General features: G+C 29.3%; 20 protein-coding genes, 7 tRNA genes and 1 riboswitch. Of the genes, 2 read left to right on the top strand and 25 right to left on the bottom strand.

Going from position 1 to position 23,158, the window contains the following annotated elements:
- Nucleotides 1-137: 137 nt before the first annotated feature.
- From secA to recD2, 5 genes are all read right to left on the bottom strand, one after another.
- The gene (secA, locus tag AC4FQV_RS00380) at nucleotides 138-2,657 is read right to left on the bottom strand and encodes a preprotein translocase subunit SecA (protein WP_491139441.1); all 2,520 of its coding nucleotides are present in this window, start codon (nucleotides 2,655-2,657) and stop codon (nucleotides 138-140) included.
- A gap of 234 nt (nucleotides 2,658-2,891) precedes the next feature.
- Nucleotides 2,892-3,431 carry a ribosome hibernation-promoting factor, HPF/YfiA family gene (gene hpf / locus AC4FQV_RS00375; protein ID WP_491139442.1) on the bottom strand — a complete coding sequence of 180 codons (540 nt, stop codon included), beginning with the start codon at nucleotides 3,429-3,431 and terminating at the stop codon, nucleotides 2,892-2,894.
- A gap of 448 nt (nucleotides 3,432-3,879) precedes the next feature.
- Nucleotides 3,880-4,542 (bottom strand): ComF family protein, encoded by a 663-nt coding sequence (locus AC4FQV_RS00370; protein WP_491139443.1) that lies wholly within the window; start codon nucleotides 4,540-4,542, stop codon nucleotides 3,880-3,882.
- Nucleotides 4,518-5,477 carry a hypothetical protein gene (locus AC4FQV_RS00365; RefSeq protein ID WP_491163713.1) on the bottom strand — a complete coding sequence of 320 codons (960 nt, stop codon included), beginning with the start codon at nucleotides 5,475-5,477 and terminating at the stop codon, nucleotides 4,518-4,520. The genes AC4FQV_RS00370 and AC4FQV_RS00365 overlap by 25 nt, the downstream gene beginning before the upstream one ends.
- Nucleotides 5,478-5,494: 17 nt before the next feature.
- Nucleotides 5,495-7,729, bottom strand: coding sequence for an SF1B family DNA helicase RecD2 (gene recD2 / locus AC4FQV_RS00360; RefSeq protein ID WP_491139445.1), 2,235 nt, complete (start codon nucleotides 7,727-7,729; stop codon nucleotides 5,495-5,497).
- Nucleotides 7,730-7,863: 134 nt separating this feature from the next.
- On the opposite strand from recD2, the gene nagA reads away from it, so the two are divergent.
- Nucleotides 7,864-9,000 carry an N-acetylglucosamine-6-phosphate deacetylase gene (nagA, locus tag AC4FQV_RS00355; protein ID WP_491139446.1) on the top strand — a complete coding sequence of 379 codons (1,137 nt, stop codon included), beginning with the start codon at nucleotides 7,864-7,866 and terminating at the stop codon, nucleotides 8,998-9,000.
- 85 nt (nucleotides 9,001-9,085) lie between these two features.
- Here the strand turns inward: nagA and metK are convergent, their stop codons facing one another.
- From metK to AC4FQV_RS00310, 9 genes are all read right to left on the bottom strand, one after another.
- Entirely contained in the window at nucleotides 9,086-10,261 is a 1,176-nt protein-coding gene (metK, locus tag AC4FQV_RS00350; protein WP_491139447.1) for a methionine adenosyltransferase, read from the bottom strand.
- A gap of 231 nt (nucleotides 10,262-10,492) precedes the next feature.
- A riboswitch (SAM riboswitch) is annotated at nucleotides 10,493-10,597 on the bottom strand.
- Nucleotides 10,598-10,669: 72 nt separating this feature from the next.
- Nucleotides 10,670-10,755: transfer RNA gene (locus AC4FQV_RS00345), tRNA-Tyr, on the bottom strand.
- Nucleotides 10,756-10,760: 5 nt separating this feature from the next.
- Nucleotides 10,761-10,836: transfer RNA gene (locus AC4FQV_RS00340), tRNA-Thr, on the bottom strand.
- A gap of 23 nt (nucleotides 10,837-10,859) precedes the next feature.
- Nucleotides 10,860-10,945 (bottom strand) — tRNA-Tyr (locus AC4FQV_RS00335).
- A gap of 5 nt (nucleotides 10,946-10,950) precedes the next feature.
- A tRNA-Thr gene (locus AC4FQV_RS00330) sits at nucleotides 10,951-11,026 on the bottom strand.
- A 22-nt stretch (nucleotides 11,027-11,048) separates the two neighbouring features.
- Nucleotides 11,049-11,124: transfer RNA gene (locus AC4FQV_RS00325), tRNA-Val, on the bottom strand.
- A 4-nt stretch (nucleotides 11,125-11,128) separates the two neighbouring features.
- Nucleotides 11,129-11,214, bottom strand: a tRNA-Tyr gene (locus AC4FQV_RS00320).
- 5 nt (nucleotides 11,215-11,219) lie between these two features.
- Nucleotides 11,220-11,295 (bottom strand) — tRNA-Thr (locus tag AC4FQV_RS00315).
- A gap of 159 nt (nucleotides 11,296-11,454) precedes the next feature.
- A complete protein-coding gene (locus AC4FQV_RS00310) occupies nucleotides 11,455-12,093 on the bottom strand; it encodes a hypothetical protein (protein ID WP_491163708.1) in 639 nt (212 codons plus the stop codon).
- Nucleotides 12,094-12,251: 158 nt separating this feature from the next.
- Here AC4FQV_RS00310 and yyaC point away from each other — a divergent pair, with 158 nt between their 5' ends.
- Nucleotides 12,252-12,779, top strand: a complete 528-nt coding sequence (yyaC, locus tag AC4FQV_RS00305; RefSeq protein ID WP_491139449.1) for a spore protease YyaC — start codon at nucleotides 12,252-12,254, stop codon at nucleotides 12,777-12,779.
- A gap of 37 nt (nucleotides 12,780-12,816) precedes the next feature.
- Here the strand turns inward: yyaC and mreB are convergent, their stop codons facing one another.
- The 11 genes from mreB to AC4FQV_RS00250 all read right to left on the bottom strand — a co-directional run bounded on the left by mreB (nucleotide 12,817) and on the right by AC4FQV_RS00250 (nucleotide 23,157).
- Entirely contained in the window at nucleotides 12,817-13,854 is a 1,038-nt protein-coding gene (gene mreB / locus AC4FQV_RS00300; RefSeq protein ID WP_491139451.1) for a rod shape-determining protein MreB, read from the bottom strand.
- A 90-nt stretch (nucleotides 13,855-13,944) separates the two neighbouring features.
- Nucleotides 13,945-14,196 carry a sporulation transcriptional regulator SpoIIID gene (gene spoIIID / locus AC4FQV_RS00295; protein WP_003452341.1) on the bottom strand — a complete coding sequence of 84 codons (252 nt, stop codon included), beginning with the start codon at nucleotides 14,194-14,196 and terminating at the stop codon, nucleotides 13,945-13,947.
- Nucleotides 14,197-14,264: 68 nt separating this feature from the next.
- On the bottom strand, nucleotides 14,265-15,029 hold the full coding sequence (locus tag AC4FQV_RS00290) for a peptidoglycan DD-metalloendopeptidase family protein (RefSeq protein ID WP_491139452.1): 765 nt from the start codon (nucleotides 15,027-15,029) through the stop codon (nucleotides 14,265-14,267).
- A gap of 104 nt (nucleotides 15,030-15,133) precedes the next feature.
- Nucleotides 15,134-16,153, bottom strand: a complete 1,020-nt coding sequence (spoIID, locus tag AC4FQV_RS00285) for a stage II sporulation protein D (protein WP_491163705.1) — start codon at nucleotides 16,151-16,153, stop codon at nucleotides 15,134-15,136.
- Nucleotides 16,154-16,267: 114 nt separating this feature from the next.
- Entirely contained in the window at nucleotides 16,268-17,533 is a 1,266-nt protein-coding gene (murA, locus tag AC4FQV_RS00280) for a UDP-N-acetylglucosamine 1-carboxyvinyltransferase (protein ID WP_491139454.1), read from the bottom strand.
- Between the two features lie 22 nt (nucleotides 17,534-17,555).
- Nucleotides 17,556-18,191 (bottom strand): hypothetical protein, encoded by a 636-nt coding sequence (locus tag AC4FQV_RS00275; protein ID WP_491163700.1) that lies wholly within the window; start codon nucleotides 18,189-18,191, stop codon nucleotides 17,556-17,558.
- Nucleotides 18,192-18,354: 163 nt separating this feature from the next.
- Nucleotides 18,355-18,756, bottom strand: coding sequence for a F0F1 ATP synthase subunit epsilon (locus tag AC4FQV_RS00270; protein ID WP_491139456.1), 402 nt, complete (start codon nucleotides 18,754-18,756; stop codon nucleotides 18,355-18,357).
- Between the two features lie 15 nt (nucleotides 18,757-18,771).
- Entirely contained in the window at nucleotides 18,772-20,169 is a 1,398-nt protein-coding gene (atpD, locus tag AC4FQV_RS00265) for a F0F1 ATP synthase subunit beta (protein ID WP_491139457.1), read from the bottom strand.
- A 13-nt stretch (nucleotides 20,170-20,182) separates the two neighbouring features.
- Nucleotides 20,183-21,034, bottom strand: coding sequence for an ATP synthase F1 subunit gamma (gene atpG, locus AC4FQV_RS00260; protein WP_491139458.1), 852 nt, complete (start codon nucleotides 21,032-21,034; stop codon nucleotides 20,183-20,185).
- A 64-nt stretch (nucleotides 21,035-21,098) separates the two neighbouring features.
- The gene (atpA, locus tag AC4FQV_RS00255) at nucleotides 21,099-22,607 is read right to left on the bottom strand and encodes a F0F1 ATP synthase subunit alpha (protein WP_491139459.1); all 1,509 of its coding nucleotides are present in this window, start codon (nucleotides 22,605-22,607) and stop codon (nucleotides 21,099-21,101) included.
- A gap of 10 nt (nucleotides 22,608-22,617) precedes the next feature.
- Complete coding sequence (locus AC4FQV_RS00250; protein WP_491139460.1) at nucleotides 22,618-23,157, bottom strand: F0F1 ATP synthase subunit delta; 540 nt, start codon at nucleotides 23,155-23,157, stop codon at nucleotides 22,618-22,620.
- Between the last annotated feature and the right edge of the window lies 1 nt (nucleotide 23,158).

Here is a 23,158-nt window from a genome sequence, read left to right as displayed (position 1 = left end):
AAAGTATATCATTTTATAAGTATTTAAAACAATATAATCTAATTTAAAGAAGTTTTTAAATTCAAACTTTATAAACTAAATACTATAAAATTTTTAAACAAAAAAGTCTTTGTATTTAAAATACAAAGACTTTTTTATTAAACTACTTCTCTTCCACAACATGATTTATATTTTTTACCACTTCCACAAGGACATAAATCATTTCTTCCTACTTTTGCTTCTTTTTTAACAGGTTTTTTCTTAACATCTTTAGAATCACCATGACTTACTCCAGTTTCCTTAGCAACTCTTTCTCTTTGTGGCTTATTCTCTTCTACTTTTACATGGAATAAATATTTTACTGTATCTATTTTGATGTTATTTATCATTTCATCAAACATAGCACTACCTTCCATTTGATAAGCTTGAGTTGGGTCTTGTTGTTTATAAGCTCTTAATCCAATACCTTGTTTTAAATGGTCCATATCATCTATGTGATCCATCCACTTAGTATCAACAACTTTTAAGATGATAACTCTTTCAATTTCTCTCATTTGTTCTGAGCCGATAGATTCTTCTTTTTCTTTATAAAGTTTTCTAGCACCCTCTATAAATTTTCTAGTTATTTCTTCATTTGAACAGGATTTTAATTCTTCTACTGTGAACATTCCATGAGGGAACATTATATCTTCTAAGTACTTAATTAAATCTCCAAGTTCTTTTTCAAACTCATCATCCTCAACATTTCCTAAATGAGTTTCAACTGCATTAGTTATTACATCCTCAATCATTGATTGAACACTATCTTCTAAGTTTTCACCTTCTAAAACTTGAGATCTTTGCTTATAAATAACTTCCCTTTGCTTATTCATAACATCATCATAACCTAATAATGTTTTTCTTATATCAAAGTTATTACCTTCTACCTTCTTTTGAGCATTTTCTATAGATTTAGTAACCATTTTACTTTCTATAGCTTCAGTATCTTCTAAGCCTAATTTATCAACAACAGATTGAAGTTTTTCTGAACCAAATACTCTCATTAAGTCATCTTCTAGTGAGATATAGAATCTTGAATCTCCTTTATCTCCTTGACGACCTGAACGTCCTCTTAACTGATTGTCTATTCTTCTTGATTCATGTCTTTCAGTACCAATTATCTTTAAACCACCAACATCTAAAGCACCTTCACCAAGCTTAATATCAGTACCTCTACCTGCCATATTAGTTGCAATTGTTATGTTACCTAATTCTCCTGCATGAGATATGATTTCAGCTTCTTGCTCATGATATCTAGCATTTAAAACTTTATGCGGAACACCTTTTTTCTTTAATAAAGATGAAAGATATTCTGATTTTTCAATACTTGTTGTACCAACTAAAACTGGTTGACCTGTTTTATGAGTTTCTATTATCTCATCTACTATAGCATCATACTTTCCTTTAGCAGTTTTAAATACTAAGTCTGAATGGTCTTGCCTTTGTATTGGTCTATGTGTTGGTATAACAACAACATCTAATCCATAGATTTCTCTAAACTCGTTTTCTTCAGTAATAGCAGTACCTGTCATTCCTGCTAATTTATTATACATTCTAAAATAATTTTGGAAAGTTATAGTTGCTAAAGTTTTAGATTCTCTTTGAACTTTAACACCTTCTTTAGCTTCAATAGCTTGATGAAGACCATCTGAATATCTTCTACCTTCCATAAGTCTTCCTGTAAATTCATCAACTATAGCTATTTCATCATCTTTAACCATGTAATCTTTATCTCTCTTCATTACATAGTTAGCTTTTAAAGCTTGAGTAATATGGTGTTGTAACTCCATATTGTTAGCATCTGCATAGTTTTCTACTCCAAAAGCTTTTTCTGCTTCTGCAACCCCTTTATCAGTAAGCATTGCTGCATGAGCCTTTTCATCTATTGTATAGTCTTCTCCTTCTCTTAATTTCTTTACAAAGAAATCAGCGATTTTATAGAAGTCTGTTGACTTACTTCCAGCTCCTGAAATTATAAGAGGGGTTCTTGCCTCATCTATAAGAATTGAGTCAACCTCGTCTACTATACAGTAATTTAATGGTCTTTGAACTCTTTCTTCTTTATAAATAACCATGTTATCTCTTAAATAATCAAATCCAAACTCATTATTTGTTCCATAAGTTATATCTGCATTATAAGCTTCTCTTCTTTGATCATTTGTTAAACCATGTACTATAACGCCAGTTGTTAAACCTAAAAATCCATATAATTGACTCATTTGCTCCTTATCTCTTGTTGCAAGATAATCGTTAACTGTTATTACATGAACACCTTTTCCTTCTATAGCATTTAAATAAACTGGTAAAGTAGCAACTAATGTTTTACCTTCCCCTGTTTTCATTTCAGCTATTCTACCTTGATGTAATACAGTACCACCAATTAACTGCTCTCTATAATGCCTCATTCCTAAAACTCTCTTTGAAGCCTCTCTACAAACTGCAAAAGCTTCAGGAAGCATATCATCTAAGCTTTCACCTTTTGAGAATCTTTCTTTAAATTCAAAGGTTTTTTGCTTTAACTCATCATCTGATAATTTTTCAAATTCAGGCTCTAATGAATCTATTTTGTCTACAATAGGTGTTATTCTTTTAACTTCTCTATCGCTATAACTTCCAAATATTTTATCAAACAATCCCATTATAATATCCCTCAATTCTAATTTCTTATATGCTTAATATTCTAATTAATTATATAATTATAACACATATACAATTTATTCTTAATTTTTATAAAAATATTTAAAATAATTCTCATTAGATTATACCATTTATAATAACCTATTTTCAATAAATGTAATAATTTAGATAAAGCTTTTATAAAAAAAATTAAAGATGCAGGTAAAAAATACCTGCATCTTTTTTATATTCATAAACTATTCTTCATCTAAACCTGGTTCAATTAAACCATAATTTCCATCTTTTCTTTTATAAACCACATTTAATTGATTTGTATCTGGGTCTTGGAATACAAAGAAGTCATGTCCTATAAGTTCCATTTGAAGCACAGCTTCTTCAGCCCCCATTGGCTTAACATCAAATCTTTTAGTCTTAACTATTTTTGCTTCCTTTTCTCCTTTATTTTCTTCAATTGGCTCTATATGAGCAAATCTTAAAGAATCATATCTATTTTTCTTTGATAATCTAGTTTTTTGTTTTCTTATTTGTCTTTCTATTTTTTCTTCAACTAAGTCTATAGATTTATACATATCATCTGTAGACTCTTCTCCTCTTAATAATATTCCATTAAAAGGAATCATAACTTCTATTATTTGTTTATTCTTTTCTACGCTTAAAGTGGCTTTTGCTTCAACTCCTGGTTCAAAATACTTGCTCAATTTGGATAGCTTTTTTTCTACACAATCCTTTAAAGCATTTGTTAACTCTATATTTTTAGCATATACTGTTACTTTCATATAGTCAGCCCCTTTCAAAAAACAAGTAACCTTAATAATGTAAAGGTTTAAATATTATATTATAATTTTACTATCTTAATGTATTTTATACAACCTTTAATTACTTTTAATAATCTTATTTCTCATTATGTCAGTTTAGTATGTCTAGTTAAATCTTCCCTTTACTTAATTTATTTATAAGATGTTAAACTTGACAAAACATAAAAAGGAACCATAAATATATGGTTCCTTTTTATAGCTAGTTGACCTGGTCTTTGACCCCACACTCGCCTACTGGAGATTTCGCTACCCGGAATTAACCTCTCACTACTAACCCTCTCAGTTTTTATTAACTGGTAGGTCTTACTTCTAAGCCGCACCATGCTCATTAAAACTTTGTTTAACTTACGTGGATCGTTTCGCCTGCGACTGGCATCGACTTTCAACCACAAACCTAGCTACATTAATATTATATATTACTTTTAGCAATAGTCAATAAAAAAATTTTAATATTCCTTATTTTTTTAAGTTCTAAAACACAAGCCTTCAAGGTAGAACCTGTTGTAATAACGTCATCTATTAGTAAAATATTTTTTCCTTCTAATTCTTTAGCTTTTCTATTTAATTTAAAAGCACCTATAATATTTTTTTCTCTTTCAGCTTTAGATAAAGTTTTTTGTTCTTTAACCCTATTTTTCTTATTTAATATATTTATTACCTTTAAATTTAATCTTTCACCTAATTTTCTAGATAGATATTCACATTGATTAAACCCTCTTTTTTTAAGTGAGTTCTTAGAAGAAGGAACAAAAGTTATATAATCTAAATTAAGCTTTTCCTTTTTAACTCTTTCCTCTAATAAAAGAACTAATATTTCACCAGCATTAAAATCTCCCTTATACTTTAATCTTAATATTAAATCTTTTACTGAATATGAATAATAAGAACAAACCAAAAGATTACATTCCTCAATATTAAAAATTTCATCTATCCTTTGTATTTTATTAAAACAATTATTGCAAATAATATCTTCTCTATAATTATTGCAAATATAACATTTTTCTTCTCTTGGATAAATTACTTCTAAAAGACATTTAAATAAATGATTTATACTTTTTTTGATTCTCTCCATAAGGTTTTATTAAAACTTCTAGCTATCCTCCTAGCCAATTCTATATTTTCCTCTTCGCAATTAGTAAGAATTAAAACCTCTTTATTGTTATTGTTTTCTTTACATAAAGCACCACAAGCAAATATTATTTTCTTATAATCTATACAGTCATGTGCAAAAGAATATATAAGTACATCACAGTCTGATAAAAAATCAAAATATTTAGAAAGGGAATCTGTCATAAATATTATCCCTTCCTTTCTTAACTTGCTTTCCTTTAATGCATAAAAAAAGGTATTTCTCTTATCTTCTTTTATTATTTTAACCTTATTTTTCAAATTTAAATCATAAGTATAATAATCATATATTTTATCTAAATTTAATTTATTAGGAAAATCTATAACTAATAATCTTTTTTCTTTTATAAACCATTCTATATAATCGTATAAATTATAAGGCATAGATGATTCTAAGTTATATCTAGTTGTTATAACTCTAGGTTCTAAAAAATGTTCTTTTCTATTATTAAAAACTTCTATGTGCTTTATATTATTAAATATCTTAAAAACTGAACATATTATTATTTTTTTACAAAACCTTTTTAAATACATCAAGTCCTCAGTACATTGAAGAGAAGTCTTACTTGAATAAGAGCTTATGTCATCATAAATTACTAAATCAAAATTTTCTTTCAAGTTAAAAATATCTCTAAAATTTACAAAATAAAAATTTGATGCTTTTATCTTTTCACTATTAAAAGATTTTTTATTTTTTCCTACATATAAAACTTTATCACTATTTTTTAAACAATAATAAAGAAAATCCTTAAGAAAATTTATATCTTCATAGGGCTCACATATAAAATTTATAAATATTTCTTCTTTTTTAAAGTACCACTTTTTTAATAAACTATTATATTTATTCTCCTCTTTTAAGTTATTTTCATATAACCCCAAGTGAAATTCCTCCTATTTTATTCTTTTTCAAAAACCTCATTAGATATAACTTCTCTTATCCTCCAATTAAGAGAAGAATATCTCTCCATACTCCTATTATTATCAACCATATATTTTAAAGCCTTTGGAACTCCAACTACAACCACTAATTCTTTTGCTCTAGTTATCCCTGTATATAATAAATTCCTATTCATAAGTAAGGGTGCTCCCATATATGCTGGAATTATAACGACCTTAAATTCACTTCCTTGACTTTTATGTATTGTAATTGCATAAGCTAAATCTAATTCATCTAAATACATAAAATCATAAACAACTTCTCTCTCATCATCAAAAATTATAGACAATTTCTTTCCCTCTAGGTCTATGCTTTTTATAAATCCCATATCTCCATTAAATACGCCAACACCTTCATGCTCACCTTTTCCTGCTATTCTAGTCCATTTTAAAGAGTAGTTATTTTTAATTTGCATAACCTTATCGCCTTCTCTAAATATAACACTTCTAAATTCTTTTTCTTTTTTATAAGGTGCCTTTGGATTTAATACACTTTGAAGTTTCTCATTTAAATTTGTAACTCCTAATATTCCCTTCTTCATAGGAACTAAAACCTGTATACTTTTTAATTTATCCCACTTTGGATTAAACTTAGGTAATCTAGTATTTATTAAATCTACAATAGTGTTTAATATACCATCTTGAAAGTCATTTCTTATAAAGAAAAAATCTGTTCCCTTTTCATTTAATTTAGGCATTTCTCCCTGATTTATTTTATGGGCATTTATTACAATCATACTCTCTTTTCCCTGCCTAAATATTTCTTTTAAACGTACAACCTTTGTAAAGCCACTTTCTATAAAATCTTTTAATACATTTCCTGCACCTACTGATGGAAGCTGGTCTACATCTCCAACTATAATAAGCCTAGTTCCAACTTTAATTGCCTTAAGAAGTGCATTCATTAAAGTTATATCAATCATTGATGCCTCATCTATTATAACAACATCTGCCTCTAAGGAATTATCTTCTGTATTAGTTATAAAAACACTTTCTTCCTTTTCAAAAACCCCCATATCAAGCATTCTATGTATTGTTGTTGCCTCTTTACCTGTTGATTCACTCATTCTTTTAGCAGCTCTTCCTGTGGGAGCTCCCAAAAGAACCTTCATTCCACAGGTTTCAAAAATTTCAATTATACATTTTATTATTGTTGTTTTTCCTGTACCAGGACCACCTGTTATTATTTCTATACCATTTTGAAAAGCACTTATTATAGCATCTTTTTGTGATTTAGCAAAAGTTATATTATTTTTCTTTTCAAATTGAAGTATTAAGTGATTTACATCTACATTTACATCTTGAAAATTACTTATAGCTAAGGTTAAAATTCTGTTAGTTATTCCAAGCTCACAATAATAATTAGGTATTGTAAAAACACCTTCTTTATCATTAATTTTTTCTAGTTTTATTTTTCTATCTAAAGCAGCATTTTTAATATTTTCTTCTATTACATCATAACTTACAGTAAGTACATTACTAGCTTCTTTAATAAGTTTATCCTTTGGCATAAATGTATGCCCATTAGCACAAAAATCATTTATTACATATCTTATTCCACTTTGAATTCTAAAGGGAGAATCAATTTCTATTCCTAAACTTCTAGCAATTTTATCTGAAGTTTTAAACCCTATTCCTGAAATTTCATCACAGAGTATGTATGGATTATTTTTTACTGTTTCTACTGAGTTTGCTCCATACTTTTTATATATTTTCAAACATTGATTTACACTTAATCCATGAGTTTGCAAAAATATAGTTATATTTTTTAATTCTCTTTGTTCTTTATATGAATCAATTATAGTTTCTAATTTTTTCTTTCCTATACCTTCTATTTCTTTTAATCTTTCTATATTATTATCTAAAATATCAAGAGTATCTTCTCCAAATTTATTTACAATTTTTTTTGCTGTAACAGGCCCAATACCTTGTATTATTCCAGAAGCTAAATATTTTTCTATTCCTTCTTTTGAAGTTGGTAATATTTCTTCACACTCTTCCACCTTAAATTGTTTTCCAAAATTAGAATGATTAACCCAACTTCCTTTTAACTTTAAAGTTTGACCTTCCTTTACATGAGGCAAAACTCCAACAACTGTATGATTAATATTATTTTCTCTAAATTTTATTACTGTATAACCAGTATCTGCACTATTAAATACTATACTCTCAACTATTCCATTTAGTACTTCCATATTACCTCCTAAAAGGTTTTTTCTTTAATATTTACTACTAATTATATCACAATTATTTAATTTAAATCATAAGGCTTATTATGTTGACTTACTTAAATTAAAATTTTAAGATTATTATGAGGAAGGTGATTCGTATGTTAATAAAAAACTGTAATATAGTATATTTAGATAAGATTGAAAAAGGAAATATACTTATAGAAAATGGGAAAATTAAAGATATAAATCCTAAAAATGAATGTGATTGTGAAGTTATAGATGGACAAGGATTGTATCTATCTCCTGGATTTATAGATGTTCATATACATGGTGCTGGTGGGCATGATACCATGGATGGAACTTATGAAGCCATAAATGAAATCTCAAAAGTTATAGTTAAGCATGGTACAACTTCATTTTTACCAACAACTATGACTGTAGCTGCTGAAGATGTATGTAAATCAATGAAAGCAATTCATAAAGCAAAAACTGAAGGAACTGAAGGTGCTAATGTTTTAGGTGCTCACTTAGAAGGTCCATTTATAAGTCCTGGAGCCATAGGTGCTCAAAATCCTGAATTTTTAATACCTCCAACTGAAGAAAACTTTTATAAATTAGTTGGAGAACATGAAGAGGATGTTGTATCAATAACTCTTGCTCCTGAAGTAGATGGTGCTAAAGACCTTACTAAATTTTTAAGCAAAAAAGGTATAGTAGTTTCTATGGGACACACAAAGGCAACTTATGAAGAAGCTATGGAAGGAATAAAATGTGGTTGTTCTCATGCTACGCACCTTTTTAATGCAATGACTCCATTTACTCATAGAGAACCTGGAGTTGTAGGTGCAGTTTTTGATAGTGAAATAACTACTGAAACAATATCTGATGGTATTCATATAGCATATCCAAGTTTAAGAGTTGCATATAAACAAAAGGGAACAGATAAAGTTCTATTAATAACTGATGCTATGATGGCTTGTTGTATGCCTGATGGAATGTATACATTAGGTGGTCAAGATGTTGAAGTTAAAAATGGTGCTGCAAGATTATTAAGTGGTTCTTTAGCAGGTTCAATTTTAACATTAGATGTTGCAGTTAAAAATGTATTTTTAAATACTAATTATCCACTTAATGAGGTTATAAAAATGGCTACTTATAATGGTGCAAGACATTGTAAAGTAGACGATAGAAAAGGTTTAATTAAGGAAGGTTATGATGCTGACTTAATTCTTTTTGATGAAAATATAGATATAAAATACGTAATAGTTAATGGAAAAATAGTTCATAAAGCTTAAAAAATTTATTATATTACAAAATTAATTTTATGAACTTATAAATAATATATAAAAAAGCTTAGGATTTTTCCTAAGCTTTTTTATATTAAAGATATTTTTTTATTTCTTCAACTTTATTTAAGTTTTCCCATGGAAGGTCTAAATCTGTTCTTCCAAAGTGTCCATAAGCAGCTGTTTGTTTGTATATAGGTCTTCTTAAGTCTAAGTCTCTTATTATAGCACCTGGTCTTAAGTCAAATACCTTATTTATTATATCAACTATTTTTTCGTCAGAAATTTTTCCTGTTCCGAAAGTATCTACTATTATTGATACTGGTTTAGCAACACCTATAGCATAAGCAACTTGAACTTCTAATTTATCTGCAACACCTGCAGCAACTAAGTTTTTAGCTACCCATCTAGCAGCATATGCAGCTGATCTATCAACCTTAGTTGGATCTTTTCCTGAGAAAGCACCACCACCGTGTCTTCCATATCCACCATAAGTGTCAACAATTATTTTTCTTCCTGTTAATCCAGCATCTCCTTGAGGTCCGCCTATAACGAATCTTCCAGTTGGATTTATATAGTATTTAGTATTTTCATCTAATAATTCTGCTGGTATAACAGCTTTTATAACATGCTCCATTAAATCAGCTTGTATTTGCTCTTGAGAAACCTCAGGACCATGTTGTGTTGAAATTACTATTGCATCTATTCTAACTGGTTTGTCATCTTCATACTCAACAGTAACTTGAGTTTTTCCATCTGGTCTTAAGTAAGGTAAAGTTCCGTTCTTTCTTACCTCTGTTAATCTTCTTGATAATCTATGAGCCATAGCTATTGGTGCTGGCATAAATTCTTCAGTTTCATTAGTAGCAAAACCAAACATCATTCCTTGGTCTCCTGCACCTACTGCATCTATATCAATTTTTTCTCCTGCTCTTGATTCTAAAGCTTCATCAACACCCATAGCGATATCTGATGATTGCTCATCTATTGTAGTCATAACTGAACAAGTTTCACAGTCAAATCCATATTTAGCTCTATCATATCCTATATTTTTTATAGTTTCTCTAGCTATTTTAGGAATATCAACATAACAGTTTGTTGTTATTTCTCCCATTACAACTACTAATCCTGTAGTAACAGCTGTTTCACAAGCAACTCTTGCATTTGGGTCTTTTTCAAATATAGCATCTAAAACTGCATCTGAAATTTGGTCACAAATTTTATCTGGATGTCCTTCAGTAACTGATTCTGATGTAAATAATCTTCTCATGATTTAGGCTATCTTACACTTATATTAAGATAGCTAATTCACCCCTTTCATTTTTTATTTATCCAACCCTATATATTCAACAAGTAATATTTATTATCTTCCCACGACTTAAAATAATATATTTTTTGTTTATTAAAATCATCTTAATGCGCGCCTTTAAAATGATTTTAATAAAAAAATCTCTTCTTAAAGACTTAAGAAGAGATTTTAGTTATACACTAAATTTATCTTCTCTCATCTTGTAAAGAATTTCTTTACCGGAATTGGCACCTTAGTGAATTTCACTGGTTGCCGGGTTTCATAGGGCCTGTTTCCCTCCACCTCTCTGGATAAGAGTATATAAATACTAAATATTCTATTTTAAATATATTATTTTAACAAAGAGACACTAAATTAAGTGTCTCTTGCTGGTGGTGGAAGAAGGATTCGAACCTTCGAAGTCGTCCGACAACAGATTTACAGTCTGCCCCCTTTGGCCACTCGGGAATTCCACCACATTTGGAGCTGATGATCGGACTTGAACCGATAACCTGCTGATTACAAGTCAGCTGCTCTGCCAATTGAGCCACACCAGCATATTTATATTTTATTTTTTAATTGGTGGTGGAAGAAGGATTCGAACCTTCGAAGTCGTCCGACAACAGATTTACAGTCTGCCCCCTTTGGCCACTCGGGAATTCCACCACTTATGGAGCTGATGATCGGACTTGAACCGATAACCTGCTGATTACAAGTCAGCTGCTCTGCCAATTGAGCCACACCAGCGTATTTATTATTTTATTTTTAATGGTGGTCGCAACAGGGATCGAACCTGTGACCCCCTGCTTGTAAGGCAGGTGCTCTCCCAGCTGAGCTATGCGACCTTATTGGTGGTGGAAGAAGGATTCGAACCTTCGAAGTCGTCCGACAACAGATTTACAGTCTGCCCCCTTTGGCCACTCGGGAATTCCACCACTTATGGAGCTGATGATCGGACTTGAACCGATAACCTGCTGATTACAAGTCAGCTGCTCTGCCAATTGAGCCACACCAGCGTATTTTTAACTTCTATCTCTTGGCTCATCGCCAATCGACAAGACTTAGTATATATTGTTATGCTTTTTATTTCAAACTCAATTTTAAGCCATTTAAAGATATTATGTTAATTTATTTTTAAATTACTCTTTTTTTCTCCAATTTACTTCTTTTTTAACTTATATTTTTTCTTCTATTAGCGATATATTTATAAAAGGATTTAATAATTCTTTTACATACTCAAAATCTTTATAGGATAGCTTCTCTTGAAGTATTTTAAATATATCAATAGCTGCCTCTAACTCATCTGTTCTTTTTATGTGCTTTAATAAAGTTTTATAGTCATCTATAGATAACTCCTTAGATAATTTTAATAATTTAAATTTATCCTTCTTACTTATCTTACTTGGAATAGAGTACTTATCAACTTTAAAAAGCTTTATATTTTCCTTTTTATTTTCTTTTAAGGAATTATTTTTTTCCTTTGAACTACTATTTTTAAATTCATTAACTTTATTTGAATCTTTATTTATTTCTAATTCTTTTTTATCATTTTCTTCTACTTTATTATTTTCATCTTTTTTAATAAAATTATCTTTTTCTATATTACTTTTTTCTTTACTTGGCAAAATTACTTTTTCTTCGTTTAAAGGTGCTTTTTCTACTTTTTCTTTATTGAAATTATTATTTTCATTAAGTACTAAACTTTCTTTTTTCAATTTTATTTTTTCTTTATTTACCTTCGGAATATTTATAATAACTCCTAAAGTTATAATAGTTAAAGTTATTACTAAAAGACTTAAAACTTTTCTACTCATAAATGTCCTCACCTCTTCTTTAATAATTTCCACATAAAATATTTTTATACTTGATTTAATATTTCTATTTTTTCCTTCATATAATTAACTGATAGAAACTTAAAATATTAAGAAAGGAGTATGTCAAACTAGTTTTAAGCCTTTGACATAGTGATACCTTGGAAAAAGTGAAAATTTACTATAAAAATAACTTATCATATTATAAAATTTCTAATTTCCTTAAAAATCATATAGATGAAAAAACAATTATAGTATGTATAGGAACAGATAAATGTATTGGTGATTGTCTTGGCCCTATGGTTGGTACATTATTAAAAGAAAAATCTTTTCCTTTAAAGGTTTTTGGAACTTTAAAATCTCCAATTCACGCCTTAAATTTAGATACTGAAATAGATAAAATTTCAAAAGCATATCCTAATCATAAAATACTAGCAATTGATGCTTGCTTAGGTGATGCAAATTCTATTGGAGAAATTCATGTTAGAACTAAGCCAATATATCCTGGAAAAGGTGTTGGAAAAACTTTAAGAAGTGTTGGAAATATTTCTATAATAGCTATAGTAGATTCTTCTGAGAATATAGAATCATTTACTTCTAGACCTATTAGATTAAATTTTATATTAGATATGTCTAAAGTTATAGCAGATTCTTTAGTTACAGCCTATAACTTAAATAAAAAAAATTAACTACATATCTCTTAATCTAAGAGATATGTAGTTAATTTTATTCGTCTATCAATTTAACTTCTAAATTATCCATACTTATATTTAATTTTTCAAATGTCTTTAATACCTTACCAGTACCCTCTGCAACGCATTTTATAGCATCATCTGCTACTTTAACCTTAATGCCTGTCCTTTCCTCAATAAATCTATCAAGTCCATTTAATAAAGCTCCTCCACCAGTCATAAGAATTCCTTCTTCTATTATGTCTGCTGCTAATTCTGGTGGTGTTTTTTCAAGAACAGAATGAACTGCCTCTCCAATTGTGCTAACTTCATCTTTTAAAGCCATTCTAAGCTCATCACTATCAACATTTATAGTTCCTGGTAGTCCTGTAATAAGGTTTCTTCCTTTAACTTCCATAGTTTCTTTTCTATTTCCTTCTACTGCTGTAGCAACGTTTATTTTTAATTCTTCTGCTGTTCTTTCACCAATCATAAGCTTATATTTATTTCTTACAAACTTTATTATAGCTTCATCAAATTTATCACCAGCTACTTTTACAGACTCTCTTATAACAATTCCTCCAAGAGAAATTATTGCTATATCTGCTGTACCTCCACCTATATCAACAACCATATGTCCACTTGCTTTAGATATATCTAAACCTGCTCCTATAGCAGCTGCTAATGGTTCTTCTATAAGGTAAACATCTTTAGCTCCTGAATTTTTTGCTGCATCTATAACAGCTCTCTTCTCTATTTCTGTTGCTTGACAAGGAATACAAATCATAACTTTAGGTGCTGATATTCTTCTATTTCCAACACCTTTTTTTATGAAATATTTAAGCATAGCTTCAGTCATTTCATAATCTGATATAACCCCATTCCTCATAGGTCTAAGTGCAACTATATTTCCAGGTGTTCTTCCAATCATTTGTCTTGCAGCTTCTCCAACAGCTAAAACCTTATTTTTGTTTTTATCTATAGCAACTACTGAGGGCTCTTTTAAGACTATACCTTTATCCTTCATATAGACAAGAACAGTTGCTGTTCCAAGGTCTATACCCATGTCTGTACTGTTTTTCCAAAACCACATATTTACAACTCCCTAATATATAATAATTATTATTATTTTCTATAACATTATACATAAATACTAACTTTTATTATATAAGGAATATTTTCATCATTCAACAACTTTATATTTTAATTTAGTTGCTTTTCCACCTCTTATATGTCTTTCTGCCTTATTTAAATCTAATATACTTTTAGCTTCCTCTGCTATATCTGGATTTATCTTTGGTAATCTTTCAGTCATATCTTTATGTATAGTACTTTTACTAACTCCAAAAACCTTAGCTGTTTTTCTTATTGTAGCTCTTGAATAAATAATGTATTGAGCTACCTCTAACACTCTTTCCTCAATATAATCTTTCAAGAACCATTCCTCCTTAATCTTTTTTATTAAATCAGCTGCTAAAATTAAAGCAGCTGATTATGTATTTTTTATTCCTTTACAGGAACATCTTTTAAATATTTTTGAGGGTCTACTGGTTCTTTAGAATTTTCCATATGGAACATTAAGTAATTTTCTGAAACTCTATCACTTGGATTATTTTGAATTGTTTTTCCAATCTTACCTATAACATCACCTTTTTTAACCACATCCCCTTCTTTAACTTTTATTTCAGGGTCTAAGTTTCCATAGAAACCAACTATGCCATTTTGATGTTCAATCTTTACAAAACAACCTTCTTTTGAATTACCTTTTCCAGCTTCTAAAACTTTTCCATCACCAATTGATAAAACCTCTGCTCCTTCTTTACCTTCTATATCAATACCTTTGTAAACAGAAGCACTTTGTCCTGATTCATTTAATCTTGGTTCTAAATTATAAAGCCTTGTAATTATCCCATTATTAATAGGTGATATAAAATTTTTATTTTGATTTGATGTTTCTACAACTTCCTCTTGTTTTTTTGCTTCTTCTTCTACATTTTCTTGAACTTTGTTTTCATTAGTAGCTACCTCTTCCTTTGCAACTTCTTTATTTTCTTCAACTAACTCAGCATCTTCAAAATTGTTTCCTGTTGTAGCACTATCCTCTGTATTTTCTATAGTATTCTCTGCTATATTTTCTTCTAAAGTATCATTTGCACTTTTATTTGCAACAACTACGCCTACAGTTGCTATTAAACATAGACAGGCAAATAAAACTACATAAAATCCATCCTTTTTGATAAATCTCTTTAATTTGTCTTTTTTATTCATTTTCAACACCTCCGTTTCTAATTCTGTCCATATATCCTAAATTAATACATAAATTAAAAAATCTTTTTAATAAAAAAAGAGTAGACAAATTGTCTACTCTAAAATTAAATAAACACCTCCTTAGAAGATTGTACTTTACTATTTGTAAAATAATGATTTAATATTTCCTTATAACTTTTTCCTTCTTTCCCCATAATATTTGCACCCCATTGACTCATTCCTACACCATGTCCATATCCTAAAACATTTATCTTTATTTTTCCTTCTAAAAACTCTAAAGTAAAATTAGCGGAATTCAAATTAAATATTTTTCTAAATTCTTTACCTTTAATTGTTTTATTACCTATTTTTATTTCATTTACTGTTCCACCAGTATTTCTGCTTATTATTTTTATTTCTTCATTATTGATATTATTTATTTTTACACTCTTAATATATTTCTTTACTGTATCTTTAAACTCCTTAAAAGATACTAAAACTTCGCTTTTATATTTTGGAGATACTTCCTCACCTGGACTTTTAACAGACTTTAAATAAGGTATATCTTCAGAAAAAACAGCTATAGAATCTTCTGTATTTCCTGAACTTGTTGAAAAATATTGAGGATATTTAGAAATTTTACCCTCATAAGATAAAACCTCTCCTTCTGTACTAGATACTGCACTTTTTATTTTATTTAAATATTCTTCTCCCTTCTTTCCCCAAAGCTTCTTCTTTTCCTCTATATTAGTATAAACTTGACAATGAGTTGTATCACAAATATCGCCCTCTTTTATATTTGAACATTTAGAAACTAATTTATTTATCACAAAGGTTCTTGCTAAAATAGCTTGTGCTTTTATCGCTTCTTCATTAAAAGATGCAGGCATTTCACTAGATACTACAGATAAAACATACTCTTCTAAATTAACTTTTTTAACTTTCTTTTCTTTAGATATGTAGACTTCAACTTCTTCTAAGTTAACCTTATCTATTAGTTTTTCTCCCTTTACTTCCTCTATATTATCTCTTTTTTCAATAGTTTTTGAGGTTGAAAATATTCCAAAGAAAATAGGTATTAAAAATACAATTATTAATATTATTACAATAAAAATTAACGGCTCTAAATCTCTTTTTCTTAACATAATTCCTCCTAAGACTTATTAATACAGTCTATGTATATGCTAAGCTTTATAAAAGTCGAACTTATAAAATAATTTATTTACAATAAAAAAAGTCAACAGCAAAATGCTGTTGACTTATATTCTATTTATATCAGCTCCTAAAGCTTTAAATTTGCTTTCTATTTCAACATATCCTCTATCTATATGATGTATATCTGTAACTATTGTTTCTCCTGAAGCTACAAGTCCTGCTAAAATAAGTGCAGCACCTGCTCTTAAATCAGTTGCTTTAACTTCACAACCAGTAAGATTTGTAACACCTTCAATTAAAGCAGATTTTCCTTCTACTTGTATATTAGCTCCCATACGTCTTAATTCATCTACATTCATAAATCTGTTTTCAAAAACATTTTCAGTAATAATGCTACTTCCCCTAGCTAAGCTTAACAAACTCATCATTTGTGATTGCATGTCAGTAGGGTATCCTGGATATGGTTGAGTTTTTATATTTATAGGTTTTATATCACAATTTCCCTTTACTATAATACTGTTTTTATCATCTTTAACATCATAAAACTCTACTCCAGCTTCAGTTAATTTAGATATTATTCCTGAACAATGGTCTTTATTAACACCATTTATTTTTATTTCTGAACCTGTTATGGCAGCTGCAACCATAAAAGTTCCTGCTTCTATTCTATCGTATATAGGAGTATATTTTGTTGATTTTAAAGACTCTACTCCTTCTATTATTATTTGTCCTGGTTTTTCTATATAAATTTTAGCTCCCATAGAATTTAAGAAATTAATTAAATCATTTATTTCAGGCTCTTGAGCTGCATTTTCTATAACTGTAGTTCCCTTTGCCATTGTAGCTGCCATCATTATATTTTCTGTTGCGCCAACGGAAGGAAAATCTAAATATATTTTGTTTCCTACTAACCTTTTAGCCTTTATACAAACAAAACCATTTCCACAGTTACTATCCTCAGCTCCTAAAGCTCTTAATCCCTTTAGATGAAGTTCTATAGGCCTTGAACCTATATTACAACCTCCTGGCCTTGATAATTTAAATTCTCCATATTTAGCTATCATAGGACCCATAATTAAAAAAGAAGCCCTCATTTTTTTTACCAAGTCCTCATTTGGAATTAATGGCTCCCTATTTAAAGGGGGTATAAATAAACTATTTGATTTTTTATCTATTTTTAACTCATAACCTAGCTGTTCCATTAAGTTACAAATTGTATATACATCCTTAAGCATAGGCAATTCATTTATCAGTACATCTTCAGTAGCTAATATGCTTCCTGCTATTATAGGTAAGACTGAGTTTTTAGCTGTATTTATATTTACTTCTCCACTTAATTTTTTTCCACCTTTTACTACTATTTTATCCATATTATCCTCCATTAAAATTATTTTAATATGTTTTGAATATAATAGGAGTTCCTATAATAATGCTCCTATCTTTCTCATATGTCATAATGGAGTAATTAAACTGGTAATCACTCTTAAGATTTATCATTCCTGTTCTTCCATTTTTTAAATCAAAGCTTTCTACTTCCTTAATTATATTTTTTCCTATAGTTTCTATAATACTTTCCTCTATTTTATCTATACTATTATTTTCTCTAATATCGCCTTTAATATAAGTATAATATTTTATATTTTTCATGTTTTTATTATGAAAAACTTGAAAATCTTTCTTTATACTATTTATGTTTATTTTATTTTTAGAAGTTAAAATTATTTCTCCTCTTGAATAATCACTTTCACATACTAAGTTTATTTCAATTAAAACTTCTTCCATAACACCTTTTAAATAAACATTATCTTTATTTTTTTCTATTTGAAATTTTTCAAAATCTACTTTATCTAAAATATGATTCATTTCTTTATATATATTTTCTTCAATATTATACTCTATCTTCATTCCATACTCTTCTATATTAAATTTACTTTCTAATTTAGAATAAATCATGCTATCTATATTAAAAGTGCTTGTACTAAAAATCATTGAAAAACAAATTAATGTTGATAATAAGAAATTATTCATAAAAATCACCCCTTCAACTAAATTATTGTCAAAGTTATCATTTTTATACATTATTTTACTTACTATATTATCAATATATTATAATCCTCTTAAAAGGTTCTATAAATTAAGTAAAATATATAAATAAAAAAAGCATACAGTAAAACTGTATGCTTTATATAAATTACATTTCTTTTAATTTTAATCTAGACATAGCTCTTGCTAAAGCTAATTTAGCTCTCTTCTCATCTATGTCATCAGTCTTATTCTTTAATCTTTCAACAGCTCTTTCCTTAGCACTCATAGCTCTAGCTTCGTCGATTTCTTCTGGCCATTCTGCTGAATTTACACAAAAAGTAACTTCATTATTTTGAACCTTCATTAATCCTGTAGAAGTAAATAAATATTTACTTTCTCCATTTTCATCGTCTATTCTAGTGATTGTAGGAATAGTTGCTGTTAAATAAGGTTGATGCCCTGCTAATATTTCAAATTCACCAATAGCATTTTTACATAAGACCTTTGTAACTTCACCTGAAACAAGTACTCTTTCTGGTGTTGTAACAATTAATTTAAATTTATTCATTTTTATTCACCCCTTTTATTGGGCCATTGCACTAGCTTTTTCTAGTACTTCTTCTATTGTTCCAGCAAATAAGAAAGCTGATTCAGGAACATTATCATGTCTACCATCTAATATTTCTTTAAATCCTCTTATAGTATCTTTTATTGGAACATATCTTCCTTGCATTCCAGTAAATTGTTCTGCTACTGTAAATGGTTGTGATAAGAATTTTTGTATTCTTCTTGCTCTAGCAACTATTAATTTATCTTCATCTGCAAGTTCATCAACACCAAGGATAGCTATGATATCTTGAAGTTCTTTATATCTTTCAAGTATATGTTTAACCTTTGAAGCAACTTCATAGTGTTCTTCTCCAACAACTCTTGGGTCTAATATTCTTGATGAAGAATCTAGTGGGTCAACTGCTGGATATATACCTATTTCAGCTATACTTCTTGATAAAACTGTTTTTGCATCAAGATGGTTGAATGTTGTAGCTGGAGCTGGGTCAGTTAAGTCGTCGGCTGGTACGTATACCGCTTGAACAGATGTAATTGATCCATGAGTAGTTGATGTAATTCTCTCTTGAAGAGCACCCATCTCTGTAGCAAGAGTTGGTTGGTAACCAACAGCTGATGGTATTCTTCCTAATAAAGCTGAAACCTCAGATCCTGCTTGTGAGAATCTGAATATGTTATCTATAAATAATAACACGTCTTGCCCTTGATCTCTGAAGTACTCCGCCATTGTAAGTCCTGTTAAAGCAACTCTCATTCTTGCTCCAGGTGGTTCGTTCATTTGTCCAAATACTAATGCTGTATTTTTTATAACTCCTGAATCTTTCATTTCATAATAAAGGTCATTACCTTCTCTTGATCTTTCTCCAACTCCTGTAAATACAGAAAGTCCACCGTGCTCTTTAGCTATGTTGTTTATAAGCTCTTGTATAAGAACTGTTTTACCAACACCGGCACCTCCAAATAGACCAATCTTACCACCTCTTTGATAAGGTGCTAAAAGATCTATTACCTTTATTCCAGTTTCAAACATTTGAGGAACAACTGATTGTTCTTCAAATGATGGAGCTGGTCTATGAATTGGATATTTTTCTTCATGATTAACTTCAGCTCCACTATCTAGTGGTTTACCTAATACGTTAAATATTCTTCCTAATACGCATTCACCAACTGGTACTGATATAGGTGCCCCTGTATCAACAGCGTCAACACCTCTTCTTAGTCCTTCAGTAGCTTCCATAGCTATAGTTCTAACTATATCGTCTCCTACGTGTTGCTCTACCTCACAAACTAAGATTTTTCCATCATCCATTTTTATGTGTATTGCATTAAATATATTAGGAAGTTCATCATTTGCAAATTTTATATCTACAACTGGTCCAATAACTTGAACTACTTTACCTATATTATTAGACATTTTGAGTACCTCCTTATTTTTGTGCTTCTGCTCCACCAACGATTTCTGATATCTCTTGAGTGATTATGCTTTGTCTTATTCTGTTATACTTAGCATCTAATGAGTTTAATAAATCATCGGCATTTTTACTTGCTCCGTCCATTGCTTGCATTCTAGCACTTTGTTCACTAGCTTTTGAATTAAACATAGCATTCATGAATTTACCTTTTAAGTATGATGAAACTAATGAATCTATTAATTCATCTTCATCTGGTTCAACTGAGAATGAAACATTTCCTTTTTCTGCAACTAAATCTAAAGGTAAAAGTTTTTCCTCAACAACCTCTTGCTTAACAGGTGAGAAGAATTTAGTATAAACTAAATTTACCTCTCCAAAATTTCCATCTAAAAATTCTTTAACAGCTCTATTTACTATAGTTGATGCATCACCAATATTTGGTGTATCTCCTAAATCAACATATTCTGCTAAAGTAGAAATCTTGTTTTTCTTAACATAATGGATACCTCTTTTTCCAACTACTATAGCTTCTATATTTTGAATATTATTTTCATAATGATCTCTTACAAAAGCTGCAGTATTACCATTAAATCCACCACATAATCCTGAGTCTGATGCTAATAAAATTATTAACTTTTTAGGATTATCATTGGGTTTAAGTAAAGGATTATCATTGCTATTTAATGATCCGATTAATTCTCTAGCAATTTCATCTAGACTACTAAAATATTGATTGTTTTCATTTAGCTTTTGTCTAGCTTTTGTTAACTTAGAAGTGGCAACAAGTCCCATAGCTTTTGTTATTTTTCTTGTGTTTGTGATACTTTTTATTCTTCTTTTAATTTCTAAAAGTCCTGCACCTGCCATTTAAGATCCACCTCCATTCTTAAAAATGTGGGCATAGCTTTAATTAAAAAGCTATGCTCTTTTATTACATTAAGAATATTTTTTTAAATTCTACTATAGCACTTTCTAAAGCAGATTTTAATTCATCATCTAAAACCTTCTTATCTAATATTGCTTTACCAATTTCTCTGTGATGAGTATCCATATATTCTAAGAATTCTTTTTCGAATCTCTTAATATCTGAAACTTTTATATCTAATAAGAAATTGTTAACAGCAGAATATATTATCATAATTTGCTTTTCAACTGCCATTGGCTTATATTGATCTTGTTTTAAGATTTCTATAAGTCTCTTACCTTTTTCAAGTCTTGATTGAGTATCTTTATCAAGGTCTGAACCAAATTGAGCAAATGATGCTAATTCTCTATATTGAGCAAGTTCTAGTCTTAAAGTACCTGAAACTTGTTTCATTGCTTTTATTTGAGCATTTCCTCCAACCCTTGAAACTGATATACCAGGGTTAACAGCTGGTCTTTGTCCTGCGTTGAATAACTCAGTTTCTAAGAATATTTGTCCATCTGTTATTGATATAACGTTTGTTGGAATATATGCTGTTACGTCTCCTGCTAATGTTTCTATTATTGGAAGTGCTGTTAATGATCCACCACCGTTTTCTTTTGATAACTTAGCAGCTCTTTCAAGTAATCTTGAATGTATGTAGAATACGTCCCCTGGATAAGCTTCTCTTCCTGGTGGTCTTCTAATTAATAGTGACATTGTTCTATAAGCAACTGCATGTTTACTTAAGTCATCATATATGATTAATACATTTTTACCCTTATTCATGAAGTATTCACCCATTGTGCATCCTGAATATGGTGCGATGTATTGTAATGGAGCTGACTCTGATGCTGATGCTGTTACAACTATTGAGTAATCCATAGCTCCTTCTTCAGTTAAAGTGTTAACTATGTTAGCTACTGTAGATTGTTTTTGTCCAATAGCAACATATATACATATAACATCTTTACCTTTTTGGTTAATTATAGTATCTATAGCTATAGCAGTTTTACCTGTTTGTCTATCACCTATAATTAATTCCCTTTGTCCTCTACCTATTGGTATCATTGAGTCAATTGCTTTAATACCTGTTTGTAAAGGCTCATTAACAGAACTTCTTTCTAGAATACCAGGTGCTGGTATTTCTATAGCTCTGTATCCATTATTTTTTATAGGACCTTTTCCGTCTATAGGTTGACCTAATGAATTTACAACTCTACCTATTAAGTCCTCACCTACTGGTACTTCAACTATTTTTCCAGTTCTTTTAACGATGTCGCCCTCTTTTATTCCTTCTTCAGAACCTAAAAGAACACAACCAACGTTATCCTGCTCTAAGTTAAGAGCCATACCGAATACTTGATTAGGGAATTCAAGAAGCTCACCTTCCATACAATCCTCTAATCCGTAAACTCTGGCAACTCCGTCACCTATCTGTATGATAGTACCAGAATCAACAGTTTCTAACTCTTTTTCATAGTTTTTTATTTCATTCTTGATTATAGAAGTTATTTCTTCTGGTTTAATATGCATAGACTCACCTCTATTCTCTCTTAAGCATTATCTGTTTCATATCATCAAGTCTAGATTTAACAGTACCATCTATAACATCATCGCCAACTCTGACATAAAGTCCTCCAATGATACTCTTATCTATCTCTTGTCTTAATAATATTTTCTTTGAGTATTTATTTTCTAACTTTTCTACAAGTCTTTTAACTTCATCATCTGTTAGCTTAATAACACTTTTAACTTCTGCAAGTAAGGTGTTATTTTTCTCTAAATGGATTTTTTCCATTTCTTTTAATTTTTCTCTTAGATAAAGTATTCTATCTTTTTCTATAAGAACCATTAAGAATGAAAGTAAATCCTCATCTATTTTTCCTTCAAATATGTTTCTAAAAGTCTTTTTCTTTCTTACAGTACTTATTTGAGGATGTTTTATTATTTCATAAAACTCTTTATTTCCATAAATGATATCACAGATTTCTCTTAAATCATTCATGTACTCTTCAACTTTATTTTTTTCTTCGGCAACTTCATATAGAGCTAAGGCATATCTACGATCTAAATATTCATACATA

The sequence above is a fragment of the Clostridium sp. TJA038 genome (assembly GCF_058310255.1).
The sequence above is the reverse complement of the archived record's forward strand: the minus strand, read 5'-3'. Positions and strand labels throughout refer to the sequence as shown.